General features: G+C 55.0%; 11 protein-coding genes and 1 pseudogene. All 12 read right to left on the bottom strand.

Annotation, left to right across the window (positions count from 1 at the left end):
- Window positions 1–38: 38 nt before the first annotated feature.
- The gene (tnpC, locus tag AAEZ09_RS23320) at window positions 39–395 is read right to left on the bottom strand and encodes a Tn3 family transposase post-transcriptional regulator TnpC (RefSeq protein WP_458717435.1); all 357 of its coding nucleotides are present in this window, start codon (window positions 393–395) and stop codon (window positions 39–41) included.
- Entirely contained in the window at window positions 395–3,412 is a 3,018-nt protein-coding gene (locus AAEZ09_RS23315; RefSeq protein WP_350600955.1) for a Tn3 family transposase, read from the bottom strand. Before AAEZ09_RS23315 ends, tnpC begins: the two co-directional genes overlap by 1 nt.
- 150 nt (window positions 3,413–3,562) lie before the next feature.
- Window positions 3,563–3,817, bottom strand: a pseudogene (locus AAEZ09_RS23310) (HlyD family secretion protein); the annotation flags it as partial.
- Between the two features lie 13 nt (window positions 3,818–3,830).
- On the bottom strand, window positions 3,831–4,037 hold the full coding sequence (locus AAEZ09_RS23305; protein WP_350600953.1) for a DUF1656 domain-containing protein: 207 nt from the start codon (window positions 4,035–4,037) through the stop codon (window positions 3,831–3,833).
- Window positions 4,024–6,009 carry an FUSC family protein gene (locus tag AAEZ09_RS23300; RefSeq protein WP_350600952.1) on the bottom strand — a complete coding sequence of 662 codons (1,986 nt, stop codon included), beginning with the start codon at window positions 6,007–6,009 and terminating at the stop codon, window positions 4,024–4,026. The genes AAEZ09_RS23305 and AAEZ09_RS23300 overlap by 14 nt, the downstream gene beginning before the upstream one ends.
- A gap of 49 nt (window positions 6,010–6,058) precedes the next feature.
- Complete coding sequence (locus AAEZ09_RS23295) at window positions 6,059–6,160, bottom strand: carbohydrate porin (protein WP_350600950.1); 102 nt, start codon at window positions 6,158–6,160, stop codon at window positions 6,059–6,061.
- Between the two features lie 97 nt (window positions 6,161–6,257).
- A complete protein-coding gene (locus AAEZ09_RS23290) occupies window positions 6,258–8,654 on the bottom strand; it encodes a membrane-bound PQQ-dependent dehydrogenase, glucose/quinate/shikimate family (protein ID WP_350600949.1) in 2,397 nt (798 codons plus the stop codon).
- Window positions 8,655–8,694: 40 nt separating this feature from the next.
- Window positions 8,695–10,035 carry a carbohydrate porin gene (locus AAEZ09_RS23285; protein ID WP_350600948.1) on the bottom strand — a complete coding sequence of 447 codons (1,341 nt, stop codon included), beginning with the start codon at window positions 10,033–10,035 and terminating at the stop codon, window positions 8,695–8,697.
- A gap of 444 nt (window positions 10,036–10,479) precedes the next feature.
- The gene (locus tag AAEZ09_RS23280; RefSeq protein ID WP_350600946.1) at window positions 10,480–11,592 is read right to left on the bottom strand and encodes a cupin domain-containing protein; all 1,113 of its coding nucleotides are present in this window, start codon (window positions 11,590–11,592) and stop codon (window positions 10,480–10,482) included.
- 91 nt (window positions 11,593–11,683) lie between these two features.
- The gene (locus AAEZ09_RS23275; protein ID WP_350600945.1) at window positions 11,684–12,883 is read right to left on the bottom strand and encodes a 3-hydroxybenzoate 6-monooxygenase; all 1,200 of its coding nucleotides are present in this window, start codon (window positions 12,881–12,883) and stop codon (window positions 11,684–11,686) included.
- A 64-nt stretch (window positions 12,884–12,947) separates the two neighbouring features.
- Window positions 12,948–13,586, bottom strand: coding sequence for a maleylacetoacetate isomerase (gene maiA / locus AAEZ09_RS23270; RefSeq protein WP_350600944.1), 639 nt, complete (start codon window positions 13,584–13,586; stop codon window positions 12,948–12,950).
- A 21-nt stretch (window positions 13,587–13,607) separates the two neighbouring features.
- The gene (locus AAEZ09_RS23265; RefSeq protein ID WP_350600942.1) at window positions 13,608–14,975 is read right to left on the bottom strand and encodes an MFS transporter; all 1,368 of its coding nucleotides are present in this window, start codon (window positions 14,973–14,975) and stop codon (window positions 13,608–13,610) included.
- Between the last annotated feature and the right edge of the window lie 83 nt (window positions 14,976–15,058).

The following is a 15,058-nucleotide window of genomic DNA, read 5'->3' as shown; positions in this document are numbered from 1 at the left end:
CATGTTGACTCCGGGGGTTAAAGTCCGCACCCTTGCCGCTAATAGTCAGGAGCAAGTGCTGCCAAAGGAGCCAAGTGTTTAGAGCCTGTTTGCAAGCAAGAACATAAGGCAGAAATATCCCCTTGAAGGGCGATCGCCTGCTCCCAAATACTGTCAACATCAGTGGTAGCTACGGCGAGAGGGGAACTTTCCAATATGGTCATGGCCATGGCATGTAGATGTAAAAAGTCGTCCCTAATGCGGCCGATCCCACCAATTTCAGCAAGACAGGCATCTAGCCGATCCACCAAGTTAAGCAATTGAGAGGTGTCGTAGCTCGCACGCAGTGAATCGAGTGCCTTGGCATCGACTTCTCCATAGGGCGTCACTCGAAACGAAGCGGGTGGAATGTGCATCAGTTCGTCTCCAAAACGTTGCTATGGGGAATCTTTTGCCCTCGAATCGAACCCGCAGCCTGCTGGAAAATGGAGTCTTTGATCCAGGGCTCCGGGGGGCGTTTGAGGCTGAGATTGAATTCTCCAAAGCGTTTGACGTTGCTGGTCAGGTAGGGGCTGAGAAACGATACATCTTCATCGGTAAACTGCCAGCCGTCACGGGCGAGTTTCTGCAGGATGCGCATCATGTCGACGGTGTTCTGCAAGATCACTGAGGAAGCAATCATATCGTTGTAACGCAAGCGCTTCTGTTGCTCATCTGGATCGTTCTCGGCGATGACATCGCCGCCGAAGGACAGCCACTTCGAGAAACCGTTGTAGGACTCGATCTTGTTGGTATTGGCTGTTACTTCTTGGCGCAACTCACGGCTGCCAATCCATTTGAGCAGGAAAATCGTCCGGATTACACATCCCAGCTCCTGCGCTGCATGGTAGAGCTTGTTGCGCCGACTGTAAGAGCCGAGTTTGCGCAGCAGCATTGGCGAGGAAATTTTGCCGGCCTGAATCGACAGCGCCACCTGCATCAGATCCTGCCAATGGGTCTCTATCTGGCTCCAGTTGACGGTATCAGTGAAGAAGCTGTTGATGTGCTTGTACTTGGCCGAGCGATCGGGTCGATACATGACCAGATTGCGCCAGTTGCGGATGCGAGGCATTAGATTAATGCCCAGCAAATGGGTGAATGCAAACACTGTTGCGGACTGGCCTTGAGTGTCTGAATAAACCGTATCAACTTCAATACTATGATCCGCTTTTAGCAGGCCCTCAATGACATAGATGGCCTCCCAGATGCCGGGAGGGATGAAGTGCTGAAAGACTGCGATGTAGTTATTTGCCACATGTCGGTAGGCGACCGCGCCCATCTTGCGATATCGGAAATGGTAGCCGGCGAGCAAGTTTTCATCGTAGAAGTCAAATTGTGTCCCGTCGGCCGCGACCGCCTTGCCGTCGCCCCAGAGCTTGGGCAGATCGAGCTGGAGATAAAGCTCGACCAACTCCCGGTTAGCCTTATCCAGCTTGTCGAGTGGCAGGTGCCGACGATTGGTGTAAGACAGCATGTGTGGGGTTACGTTACCCGCCAGATGGCGAGCAGCTTGGTTCGGTCCTAGGTTGCAGCCCATGGCGAAGATCGTCATCAGGTAGCGTTCGGCTGGCTCCTTCAGTTTGGGGTCGCTGCCGGACATCGGCCCAAAATGGCGAGTGAACTGAATCCAGTGCTCGATGTTGGCCATAATGTCGAGCACATGCCTGGCAGGCATACGCTGTGTGATAGCCGTTTGTAGCGAGATTGCTGAAGGCGGGATGTCACGGGCGACCACTCGGCGCAACACAGGATCACCGGCCTCATTAATTGACACGTCACCCCGGCAACTGGGAAATTTGTCATCCAACTGCTGAGCAGTGCTCTCAAGTTGCTCCTTCAAGCTGGCGACAAACTCTGTGGCCGTACTCGGTAGGCCGACCTTTTCGCAGTATTCCGGCAGACGAGCCAGACACTCATCCCAAGGCAATAACTGTTTGCGGTAGTCAGCAAACGACTCCGAACCAAGCACACAGATATCGCCAGAGCGAAGCTCATTGGCCAGATGGGAAAACACGCAGACTTCCAGGAAGCGCCGGTTGGTCGGTGGTCCTTCGCTGGCTGCGCGACGGACAACTTTGATCCAGCGATCCGAGGCGAACGACAGGTCCACGTGCTCGTCGATCCATTCCCTATGCAGGTTCTCGTTGTCCTGGACCACTTGCAGAGCCGCGATAAGCGAGCGATCCTGGGTTGTTGGCTCCATTTGCAGCAGATGGCTCAGGCGGAACAGCAGTGATCGATGGGATTTGAAGTGCTTCCAGAGTAACGGGAGATAGTTACTGCCGCCTGTGGCCTGGACTTCGGCGCAGGCCTCGCGAAGGTGATCAAGATTCCCTTCGGGAGACAGATACTCGCGAATCAAGCTTCCGGCTTCCTGATCAATTGGTTCTTGGCTGAGAATTTGAATCACGCCATCCAAGGTGGCCACGAGCAACTCTAGCTTTTTGCGCTGACGTAGCTGGATCTGCTCCAACTCATCCTTGGCTCGCTTGTGAATCGTCGCGATTCGCTTGATGAACATCTCAGCAAGGTGATCCCGTGCTCGTACACGCATGAGGTAGATCAGCGCCAGCATCAAGGTGTAGCGCTTTGGAAGCGAACAATCCTTAAGCTCTGAAACATCTGTTTTCTCCGCTTGATTCGCAAAAAACCAAATCTTGGTATCAACGATTCCCTCAAAGATGACGTCGAGGTCACCGAATCCCTCCAGCCAACTTAAGTGGTCGATCAATATCTCCAAATGTTTGCGAGAGGGCTTCTTGGGGACCTGCTTCAGGGCATTGAAATCGCTTTGGCGCCGACCGAAATCGGTGTCCAGAAGTTCTCTGAGACGATAGATCACATCAATCGGAGCCCTATCGACGACTCGATTGAAAATCTTTTCCTGGAGAGAAACTTGGGCGTCTTCAGCCGCATCATTGAGTGTCGAGTAGGCCGGCAGTTCGTAACCTCGCTCAAGCAGCTCGCCAATCAGGACATTGATGACGTCAACGCGCTGATCAAGGACCTCCGCCGCTTCGTGGGCAGTTTTCTCGGCAACTTTCAGAGCATCGCTCCCATAAAACGGGGTGATCTGTAGATATTGGCGGATAGCTGTTTGATGACGGTACAGGGTACGGGGATTCGCATAACGAGGAACTATGCGCGCCCCGTAACTCAGGCACGACCTGACATGGTTAACGATTTCAGCTGGAATCTCTTCGAGAGCGGGGAAGTAATGGAGCTGTTGGAATGCTTTAAGTAGAACGGCTAACCCAATGGTAAGAGCAGGGCTTTTAGCCGTTCTAGAGAGCCATTCGAGCTCAGATTCTGAGAGCGAATAGCTCTGATGAAGCTCTTTCGACGACAGATTCGCCCGCAGCTTCGGATAGGCTGTCCGCTCCAGAGAGGCCATGGAGTTCGTCCCTCAATAAAAAGCAAAAGCTTCAGCATAGACGGCTAAACTTGGGACGAGGAAAGGCAACGCAGAATAATATTTAAATCCTATAAATATCATCAGGTTACAGAACGAATGTCCTGATTTTCCTTTATCTCGGCATAACCCCCTCTGCAACGCGGCCACGAAACGCTCCCGGTCAATCGTCAGTAACACATCTCCTGCGTTTACCGCTTGGTTGTCCACAACATTCAGTTCCTTTACCCAACCCGACACGTCGGGAGCGAGGGTGATGATATCCGCGCGGATACGCGCATCACGCGTCCACGGCGACAGCATGTAGTAACGCCACAGTTCATACCCCGCGAAGACGGCGGCCAGCACCAACGCGAGGGTCACTACAACCCGTATTAACATGCGCATCAGTTACTCCTTTTCATAACGGCCCTAGCCATTTGGTGACTACCGTCAAGACACAAACGAAAATGGCGACATCGAATAGCGCTTCGTGCCAGATCCAGATATGCCATCGGGTTAATTGCAGTAGCGCCCGTAGGCCAGCAGTAATCAAAAATGCGAGCAACATATAAAATAAAAAGGGGCTAAGCAGCACTCCGCCTAATGACCACTCACGCAATCCCATTGGCGGCCTCCTGGCTGACACACCAGCGTTGCCAACTATGTTGAAGTTGCAGGACCGCGCCTCGCGCCAAACGCAAGTCGCTATTTTGCGGAGACTGATCCAATACTCGCAGCAACGTTTCAGTCGCAGAATCGAGAGCACTAGCTCGCTCGCGCGCCGGCGCGTCGTTCAGCACGTCGGCCACGCGATTCAGAAATATCCTGTCAGCCCCTCCCAACGAAATTTTCGACCTGGAGAGACATTTGCGTAGGTGAATCAACTCATCACCGACATCCAGCCCGTGCATAGCTGCTTCAATGCGCAAACGTTCAGTTCTGGATAAGTCTTTATCCAGCTGAGCAAACAGCAGCATACGATCAGCCATTCGTCCCCCGAACCAGGTTTCAGCATCTGCAAGGTCGCGATGGGTCAAGCGCACCAGATCCTGGCGAGTTGAATTCAGTAATCGTCGGCTTTTCCAGAGTGGGTAGCGAAAAACCAATAATTTGAATGCCAGCACAGCAACTAATACACCTACCGTAATTGCCATTGCGTTATTGAAAAATGTCTCCACGCTGTAGGTCATATGATTGCTTACTGATAACAAGACTATGAAATGCAGGCAAAAAGATGTTGCTGTTCCTGCGATTTTTGGATTCGCCATGCCCAATGCACCGAAGAATAACGGCACACCCAACGCCAGACAGAGCATGGCAAAGCTACTCCATTGCGGCAGGATGAACTGTCCCACGAATAAGGCGACCGGTACTGCCAGGCACACTCCCCGTAAAAAACTCATGCCTATTTGAGCGCCGTTTTCTTTACTTGCAAACAATCCGCAGACCACGCAAGTCAGCAACATTCCGCTAATGGCTGCTGGCCAGGCGGTCGCCAGCCAAATACAGGCCATCGCGAGAAAAGCCAAGGCACTACGTGTGCCAAACAAGACGGCCGATACCCAGTCACGCTGCACAGCGAGACTGACTGTTGAAGCTGTCTTTCGGCCCTCCTCCACATCACGCAGCGCCCGACTGCTCGCCATCGCGTTATCCAGAACCAGTGCCATGCGTGCCAGGCAGGATCGTTCTACGCCAGTGTTTTGCTGATCGGTGGACATCTCCCAAAGCTGGTGTCTTAACACCTTAACTTCTGATGGGTTTGGATCCGGCAGCGCTTGCCAAACCGCCTCCAAACTGGACGCTAGGGCATGCATTTGTTTGTCATCCAACTGTAGCCATTGCCGACGCACTGAACGACAAAGGCGTAGCATCATCAATAATGACTGTACCAGCGCTCCGATAGCTCGGGCACGCTGACGTCCAGAATGACCTTCAAACCATGCGTGCTCGCGTTGTGCATCTACCGCGATGATCCCGGAAAGCAACTCAAGTAGATCGTTACGAGCGGAGCCTGCGCCGACCAGGCTCGCCTGTGCTGCCTGAGTACCACGCTTGCTGACATCTCGCGCTTGCTTGGTAAGAGCGAGCTCCACCTTCGAGGGCCATAACAATGCACTGACGAGCGTTGCACAGATGATTCCCAGACTGATCTCTGTACACCGCGCGACTGCTTGATCAAAAACGCCTAAAGGGTGGTTTAACGCCGGTAACGCAATAATTGCGACGGTATAACCTGACAACACCCAAGAATAAGAGAACGCGCTCCGTAACATCGTAGAAACAGCGGTCGTCAAACCGAGCCAAAGCGCCAGGCTCAGGAGAAAAAGCCATGGCGCCTGAGCCGCCATGCTCATAAACACCACCGACATGACGGTTCCCACTAGAGTACCCAGCAATCGAGCGAGCCCCTTCTGCAGCACCATGCCCGAAAGGGGTTGAGCGACAATAAAAGCGGTCATCAGCGCCCATGACGGTTGCTCGAGCCCCCATCGCATGGCCAGCCACAAAGCAAGCCCACCGCCAATCAGTGTCTTGATGGAGAACTGTACAGCAGCCACGCCAGGCAAAAAAAGCGCTCTGAAAGTCGTGCCCAAAAAACCACCTCAAGAAGAGATCAGCAGACAAAATAGCAACCTTGCATAGCTATTGAAGTATGGCTGAGTGCAGAGCGCCTACAACCGTCGCGTCATCCACTTCATATACCCCGCCTGGGTTGGCCAGGTATTGAATGTTCGGACGCACCATGAGCCACGGGGCGGTGCAAAGCAGTACCGCCGCCGAAAATTCGTAAAAAAGAGCAGTGACACTTCAGTGCACTGCCCTTCTCTGTTTTGTTGATCCCTCAGTCCAGACGGAACGCAATCACGCTATCACCCAACGTCGTTCCAAGAGAGCCATGACCACCGGCAGCGATGATCACGTACTGCTTGCCGTCGCTGCCCATGTAGGTCGATGGGGTGGCCTGCCCGCCAGCGGGCAATTCGGTCTCCCAGAGGACTTCGCCAGTATTGATGTCGTAAGCACGAATAAAGTTATCAGCCGTTGCACCGTGGAAAACCACGCCACCGGCAGTCACCAACGGCCCACCATGGGCAACCATGCCCATCGGGAAGCCGATCGGGAAACGCCCAGGCAGGAAACTGGTCTTCAGATTTTTGCTCGTGCCCGTGCGACGCATCCACTCGGTTTTGCCCGTGTTCAGATCAACCCCGACCATACGCCCCCAAGGCGGTGCGATACAGGGAACGCCAAGACCGGAGGCGAATTGCTGAATATGTATGGCGTAGTCGCCTTGGAAGTTTTCGTTCCAGTAAGGCGTTCCGTCCTGGGTGAACAGGCGCTTGTCTTCTGTTTGCGCGGTGCGCTTGATCAGATTGTATTTGTAGGCAAGACGCACAGGCGCTGCGATCAGAATCTGTCGGTCAGGATCGACCGCCACCGAGCCCCAGTTAAAGGCGCCGATGTTGCCAGGGAAAATGAGCGAGCCCGACTCGGTGCTCGGCGTCCATGGGTTGCCATCGTAACGCAGTTGGTTGTAGCTGATGCGGCAAGACATCTGATCGAAGGGCGTCATGCCCCACATGGATTTTTCTGTCAGCGCCTCAGGAATGAAGTTGATTTTGGAAACGGGTTGCGTCGGTGCAAAGTGCTCACCCGGCACACCGCCATCGGTTGCGACCTTGACCTGATCAACAGGGACTATCGGCTCCCCTGTCAGGCGATTTAGGACAAAGATGTTGCCGACCTTGGTGGGCAGCAGCAGGGCCGGTTGCTTTTTGCCCTCTTTACCCAAGTCGAGCAGCGTGGGTTGCGAAGGGTTATCGCGGTCCCACAGGTCGTTGTGCGAAGTCTGGAATTTCCACTTGAACGCACCCGTGTGCAGGTCGAGCGCAACCAGGGTATCGCGGAATTTTTCAGTGTTGCTGTTCGGATCACGCTGGGTGCCAAGTTCATCCGGCGAGGCATTACCGAAAGGTACGTAGACCAGACCATTTTTCATATCGGCACTCAGGGTGCCCCACGCGACCGGCGTGTCGTAGGGATAGGTCTTGTCCGCCGCGATGGGTTGGGTATTGTCCGGATTTTCAGGATCGAAGTTCCACACCAATTGGCCGGTGATCACGTTGTAGGCCCGGATCACGCCGGACGGGTTGCCATCGTTGTAACCGTTGTCCATGACCGAGCCACCGACAACAATCAGATTGCCCGCCACCAGCGGCGCTGCGGTCTGCATCAAGGCGTGTGGACGAATCTCGCCCATGTTGGCACTCAGATCGACCACGCCGTTGTCACCAAAGTTACTGCACAGCTTGCCGGTATCCGCATCCAGCGCCACCAGTCGGGCATCTGCGGTCGCGGTGATGATGCGTTTTTCGCACTGCGCCGCAACGCCTTGCTCAGCGGTCGAGACGTTAGTGGATTGACCACTGTCGGAAGCCGCAGAGTAGTAACTCACGCCTCGGCAAGTCTGATGCTGTTGCAGGTAGGAGCGGTTTTTCTCCGGCGCGTATTTCCAGTCCAGTTTCCCGGTCTCCGGGTTCAGGGCGTGCACCTCGTTATGAGCGGTACACAGATACACCCGGTTGTTGACCTTAAGTGGCGTCGCTTCGAAGGTGTACTCGCTCGCATCTTTTTCAGCATCGCGAAGGTCGCCGGTGTGGTATTCCCAGGCCACCGACAGTTTCTTTACATTGTCCGGTTTGATCTGGTCCAGACTGGAAAAGCGCTGACCGTTATTGGTGCCGCCATAAGCCACCCAATCTTTACCCGCCACATCAGTGCTGCGTGACGTCACCGGGTTGCTGAGCTGACCTTTTACCGGGTAGGGATCGTAGAACATGACCGCTATCACGATCACCATCATTACCCCAACCGTGCCCCCCAGGAAAGGATGAAAACCGCGGGTATCGGCAGCCGTCTGCGCCTTGTTAAGTGGGCGAACAACCCAAGGCATTGCCAGCCACAAACCCATTAGCGCGAACAGATCACCACGGGGAATCCACTGCCACTTATCGAAGCCAACTTCGTAAATGATCCAGATCAGAATCCCCCACATCATCAGCGCATAAAGCGTCAGCGCTGACTTCTTTTGCAGAAATATCAGCACCGCCGTCACCAGCACACCAAGGGCAATGACCGTATACGCTGGCGAACCACCGGCAGCCACCAACTGTGCACCCATGTACAGCAGCGCAATACCCAGTATCGCCATCACGATACTTGTCACTCTTAAAATCATCGTTATTTTCCTATCTTTTGAAGGAGTGAAAAGCCCAAAGTCAGAAAACGGTATTAACGGTCAAACCCACCACGGTAGCGTTATCTACTTCGTAAACGCCACCGGGGTTTGCGAGGTACTGAACGTTGGGACGAAGCATCAGCCAAGGTGTCAGTTTAAAGTCGTAGTGGATCTCGGCGGCGTACTCCGCGTGCTGGATCGGCTGATACGCCGGGTTGTCGAAATTCGTGAGATCGCGCGTTTCGTTGTGCAGGCGCTGATTTTTCGTCAGCGCCGGATTGACGTGCAATTCACTGAAGCCGATAGCCAGCGAATCCTGTGGGCGGGCGTCGAATGGTCCCGCATAAATAGCGCCAACCTGAGCCTGCCAATCCAGTGTGCTGCTGCGTTTGTCGTACTGGGAATAATGGGCGAACAGGCTAAGACCCCTCTTGGTGTCACCGCCAACGGTGGTGATTTGCTGGCGAGCATAGGCATACATCCCATACCGCCCATCGAGCTGGTCTGCCGGCTCACCGGTTACTTGCTTGTTGCGGCCGTTGGCATCTTCAAGCACATCGTTGGCCGTAGCGCTGTTCCAGTAACCGCCCACCATGTATTTGCCCGCCATCCCCGCATCGCTCAGAGAAGGTGTCCAGCCCAGTTCGCTTACGTAGGTCGTACCTTCGCGACCGGACGTGTTGAGCTTGAAACCATTGTTGCTTTCGAGCAGGGTCGGGTTGTACTCGTAGGCGCCCACTTGAGCATAGACGGTGGGCGTGATGTTGACCTTGATCCGTCCTCCCCACTGCCCTACGGGTGAGTTGTACCAGACGGTGGACGCGTGACCGACCAGGCCACCACACAATGAGTTGTTCTGGAAGACACAACCTGTCGAATCGAAGTCGCTGCCAATGGGCAAGCGACCGACTTTTATGTCTAGAACGTCATCGAAGAATTTTTGCTGATACGCCAGCGTTGTAATGCGCCAGGTTTGGCCACGTCCGTAGTTTTCCTGGACCGAGGATCCAAGCGTACCCGTGCGTGCGTCTGCAAGACGATCGTTGGTGATATCTCGACCGCTACGCTCTGTAATAAGTAACTGAAGATTTGCTTTCTCCCAGCCCAAGATCTTTTCAAGATCGAATGCGCCACCCATATTGAACTGATCGGTATAACGGGCAGTGTGATCGTGGTCAGAACCACCGCGAAGATTGGCGGCACTTTCGGACTGATAACTGAACTGAAAGTCATATCCTTTATCCAGCAATTCGGTTCGCAAGCCACCCCAGTCGCCGGTCATCCATCGGGAGTTAGCTGAGAACATTTGTTCCTGCGCCCCGGCTCCCGTTGCAAAAATGATTATAAATAACCCACTGACAGGAATGATTTTTATCTTCACTGGAAACCTTACCGGATGCGTTTTGATACGCGTTAGTGGAAAAGGCGCATTGCACGCACAGTTCAAGAGCCCGCGAGCCTAACAGATTGATAGCTAACTATCAATTAGCTGGCTACCAGAGATAAATCTATTGAAACCAATAGCTTATTCAAAAGAAGCCATGTTTTTTTGTGTAATCAGGGGGTTATCGGTGTAGCGACAAACACTATTCAAAATGGCGATACAGGGTATCGACCGTTTGGATTGCTGCTTTCGTTGAACCCCATCAAATAACATGGCTGGGTTCATGACCAGTCGTTCAATATTGACGAGTCGAGGTGACAGAACAGATAGCACTTTCTGTGAGATGCGCAACTGCATCTAGATAAGCGTTACTCACTGTTTTATGGCGATTTAATAATTAATGCCGAGCCTAGGCTGCCGTGGCAGCCCGGCGAAGTGCTGTCAGACCCATTGGCCGTTGACCATCGCACGGTCGAAATTCAACCGCTCCATGATCGGTGCGTCGGAAAAGCTGAACAGGTCGAATTGGCTTTCGGCGTGCAATGACCAACTGATCCAGGATGGGATGACAAAAAGGTCGCCTTTTTCCAGGGCTCGGCTGACGCCGTCCAACACCACCTCTCCCCTACCCTCGAACACCTGGAAAACCCGCGAGCCCACTTCCCGACGTTCGGCTGAAACCGCGCCGGCACGCAAGCGATGAAACTCGGCACGGAGGGTGGACATGATGTCACCACCAGTGGTCGGATTGACGAAGCGCACGGCGGCATGGCCTTTCTCCAGGACACCGGGGAAGCCTTCCTCTTCGAGTCGCAACTGCTCAGAGAGGGCGCGATCGGTGTGCTCCCAACGATAGGCGCCAATGGGCGAACTGACGGTGTTCGCGAGGCCAGACAGCGGACGTAAACCCGGATGGCACCACAGGCGTTCGCCACGCGAGTATTGCGGCGTGGTGATATCGGTCAGTTTTTCCGAACCGAACTCAAAGAAGCCAACATCGTTCTGGTAGGAGAACGGGATATCAAGACCATCGATCCACGCCATCGGCTTGTCGGTCACGTTCTGGTGGCCGTGAAAGTTCCAGCCCGGGGTCAACAACAGATCGCCACGGCTCATACGAACCGGGTCGCCATTGACCACGGTCCAGACGCCCTCGCCTTCGATAACAAAACGGAAAGCATTCTGTGCGTGGCGATGCTCCGGTGCTGTTTCACGCGGGCCCAAGTATTGGATGGCGCACCACAAGGTCGGGCTGATGTAAGGACGCCCTTCAAGGCCCGGGTTGCCGAGGCCAATGGCCCGACGTTCGCCACCACGACCGACCGGCACCAGATCACCGGAGCGCTTGGCCAAGGGGTACAGGTCGGACCATTTCCAGACATACGGCACGGCGCGCGGCATGGGATGTTTGGGCATCAGGTTACCGATCTGCGTCCACAGCGGCATCATGTGCCCGGCTTCGAAATCGGCATACAGTTGGCGCAATTCCGGGGTGTCATCCGGCGCCATGACGTTTTGAACGGGGGCCTGTTCAAGGCCATCATGATTGGACATGGCTACGTATCCTTCTTTCAATGAAGTGGCGATGCGCGGACTTGGTTCCAGGCCAAAGGTCCGCGCAGGTGGCAAGCGGAGCAATGCCGAATCAGTGCTTCATGCAGTTGTCGAGGCTCCAGCCATACAGCCACTGCATGGCATCGTAAAACTGTTCTTGTGTACGACCGTCCCACAGTTGATTGCGCACTTGACGCTCGACACCTTTGGCGTGGTAAAGGCGCCCCATCTCGCGAGCCGACCATAGGATCCGGGCCGTGCGCGGGATGCGGATGGTTTCGTACAAGAGGAAGGCTGCCGTCAGGTCAAAATTGCATTGTTTGATAGCCTGCCCAAGTACCACAGCGTCTTCCAGTGCACTGCACGCACCTTGGGCCAGATACTGAGTCATTGGGTGAGCCGCATCGCCGAGGATGGTGACGCGGCCTTCGCCCCATTTTTCCACTGGATCACGGTCTGCGGTGGCCCATCGACGCCATGAGGTCGGGCGATCAAGCATCTGGCGTGGACGCGGGTGGATGCCCTCGAAGTAGCGAAGTACCTCCTCCTTGCTGCCTTCGGTAACGCCCCACTCTTCCTGCTGATTGCTGTGGAAGGTGACCACCAGGTTATATTGCTTGCCACCGCGCAACGGGTAATGCACCAGGTGACAACGCGGACCAGCCCAGAGCATCGGCGCGTTGACGCGCAAGTCCTCGGGCATGTCTTTTTCATCCACGACTGCGCGATACACCACATGTCCGGTCACGCGCGGCGGCTCGCCATGCAAGGCATCGCGCACAACGGAACGAACGCCGTCGCACCCGATCACAGCATCGGCGCGGTAGATGTTGCCATTTTGGTCAGTCAGGGTTACGCCATCGGCGTCCTGCTCAAGGTTTTTAATGCAGACCGAGGTTTTGAACTGAATCAGCGGATTGTTTTGTACCGCCTCAAGGATCGACAAATGAATGTCGGCACGGTGGATCACACCATAAGGGTTGCCGAAGCGCTCGCGGAACGCTTCACCGACCTCGATGCGGGCCACTTCGTGTGCATCGACTGCATCCATCATAATCAGATGATCAGTGAACACCGAGCGACTGCGGGCTGCCGCTCCGGCGCCAAGCGCATCGAGCGCTGCGTAGGCATTGGGTCCAAGCTGAATGCCGGCGCCGATCTCACCAATATGGTCAGCCTGTTCCAGTAGCAGCACAGCGATACCTTGCTGGGTCAACGCTTGAGCGGCAGCGAGTCCACCGATGCCACCGCCAACGACGATAATCGACTGATTTTTGTTGTGTGCAGTCATGATTCGAGTCTCCAATATGTTGCAGTGCAGGCGTCTTGAATGAGCAGCGAAGCCTGCGGATAAGTCATGCAATGAAATCCGGTTGCTGCGCAGGTGCAGCTGCCTGAAAGGCTGGCAGTTCCAGGCAATGGCGATACACGACCATGATCCGCGGGTAGTCGGACAAGTCGCAGCCCATGCGCTCGGCATTGGCCACTTGCGCTATCAGGCAGCATTCGGCCAGGCCAGGTTGTTCACCGACGCAGTAGTTGCCGCTGCCATGGCGTTGCAGCAGCGCTTCAACGGCACTCAGGCCTTCGGCGACCCAGTGTTTGTACCAGGCTGTTTTTTGCTCGGCACTGACTGCCAATAAGTTCTGCAGATAATTGAGCACACGCACGTTGTTCAGAGGGTGGATATCGCAGCCAATCAGGTTGGCGATTTCCAACACGCGGGCACGCTGCAGGGCATCGACGGGGATCAGGCGCGGGCCTGCGTACTGGCTGTCGAGGTAGTCGATGATCGCAAGGGATTGGGTCAACAGGGTGCCATCCGCGTCAAGCACCGGTACACCACCAATCGGGCTGAGCTCGCGGTGAGCGGGACTGTACTGCTGGCCCTCCCGCAAGTTGATGCCTTGGTAATCATAGGGCAGCCCCTTCAATGCGAGCGCGATACGCACTCGATATGAGGTGGAGCTATTGAAAAAACTGTAGAGCTTCATGTGGGCAATTCCTATCGTGTATCAATGAACGGCGATTGACGGCTGTGCTAAAGAACGGCTGTAGCGCAAGCCCATCACGAAAATCGCGGCGCTGGCCAGCAATGCCGGCAACATCAGGACGGTGAAGATGCCGTTGAAGCCCATGCCGATGCTCAGCATCCAACCACCACCCAAAGTGCCGAGTACCGAGCCAATGCGGCCGACACCATGGGCCCAACTGACCCCGGTGGAGCGCATGGTGGTCGGGTAGAAACTCGCTGCCAAAGCGTTAGCCCCGACTTGCGAGCCACTGATACAAAAGCCCATGCCGAAGACCCCGACAGTCAACAGGGTGAATTGATCATGAAACAGACCAATGAGCATCAGGCAGAAAGCGCCGGCGATGTAGGCACAGACCAGCACCCGGAACGGATTGAATCGGTCCATCGCTGCGCCCAAGAGAATTGCCCCTAAGGTGCCACCGACTTGAAACATAGCGCTGACCCGCGCCGCCTGGCTAAGTGACAGGCCGGTGTCCTTGATAAGAATCGGCAACCAACTGGTCATCATGTAAATGATCAGCAGACTCATGAAAAATGAAGTCCACAACAGCAAGGTTCCTGCGCGATGGCTACCGCTGAGAATCTGGCGGATCGGTGATTGACGGGGGTTGGACTCACCGATGCCGTCGTGAATGTCGTAACTGAGATGACTGGGCAACGGTTGCCCCGAGACGCGTTCCAAAATGGCGCTGATCTGCTTTGCAGGCGCCGAGCGCTGCACCAGGAATCGCACTGATTCAGGCAAGAATACGTAGAGAATCGGCAGGAACAAGAGAGGCAATACACCGCCCAAAAACAGCACGCTTCGCCAGCTGTAAACCGGCACCATCTGGGCGGCTATTACGCCCCCGAGCGCAGACCCCAGCGTGAAGCCACAAAACATGGTGGTGACCATCAACGAGCGACGGCGTTGCGGGCAATATTCAGAAGTCAGGGTGATCGCTTGGGGCATGGCGCCGCCCAATCCAAGACCGGTCAGGAAACGCAAGATGGTCAGGCTGAAGATATCTTGTGATGCGCAGGCGGCAAGGCTCCAACCTCCGAAGAATAAAACGGAAATCAGCAAGATGGTTTTGCGACCGAAACGGTCAGCCAACGGGCCGGCGATGAAAGCACCGAGCATCAGGCCCAGCAATGAAGCGCCGAGTACCGGATTGAGTTGCGCAGGCGTCAAACCCCACTCGTCGCGCAATGCGGGTGCGATAAAACCGACCGCAGCAGTATCCAGGCCATCGATGGCCGTGATCAAAAAACACAAACCTAGAATCATCCACTGGTAGCGGCTGACCGGCCTGCTGTCGATGAAGTCTTGTACATCCACACTGTTATTTTTATCAGTGGAAGACATGAGCGTATCCTCCGGGCCTGCACGTTATGCGGACCACGTATGGGCAATTCGAGTGGGGGCCGACGGCGTGGAGCCGACCCCCG

The organism is Pseudomonas sp. 65/3-MNA-CIBAN-0223 (assembly GCF_040310425.1).
GTDB lineage: Bacteria > Pseudomonadota > Gammaproteobacteria > Pseudomonadales > Pseudomonadaceae > Aquipseudomonas > Aquipseudomonas gregormendelii.
The sequence above is the reverse complement of the archived record's forward strand: the minus strand, read 5'-3'. Positions and strand labels throughout refer to the sequence as shown.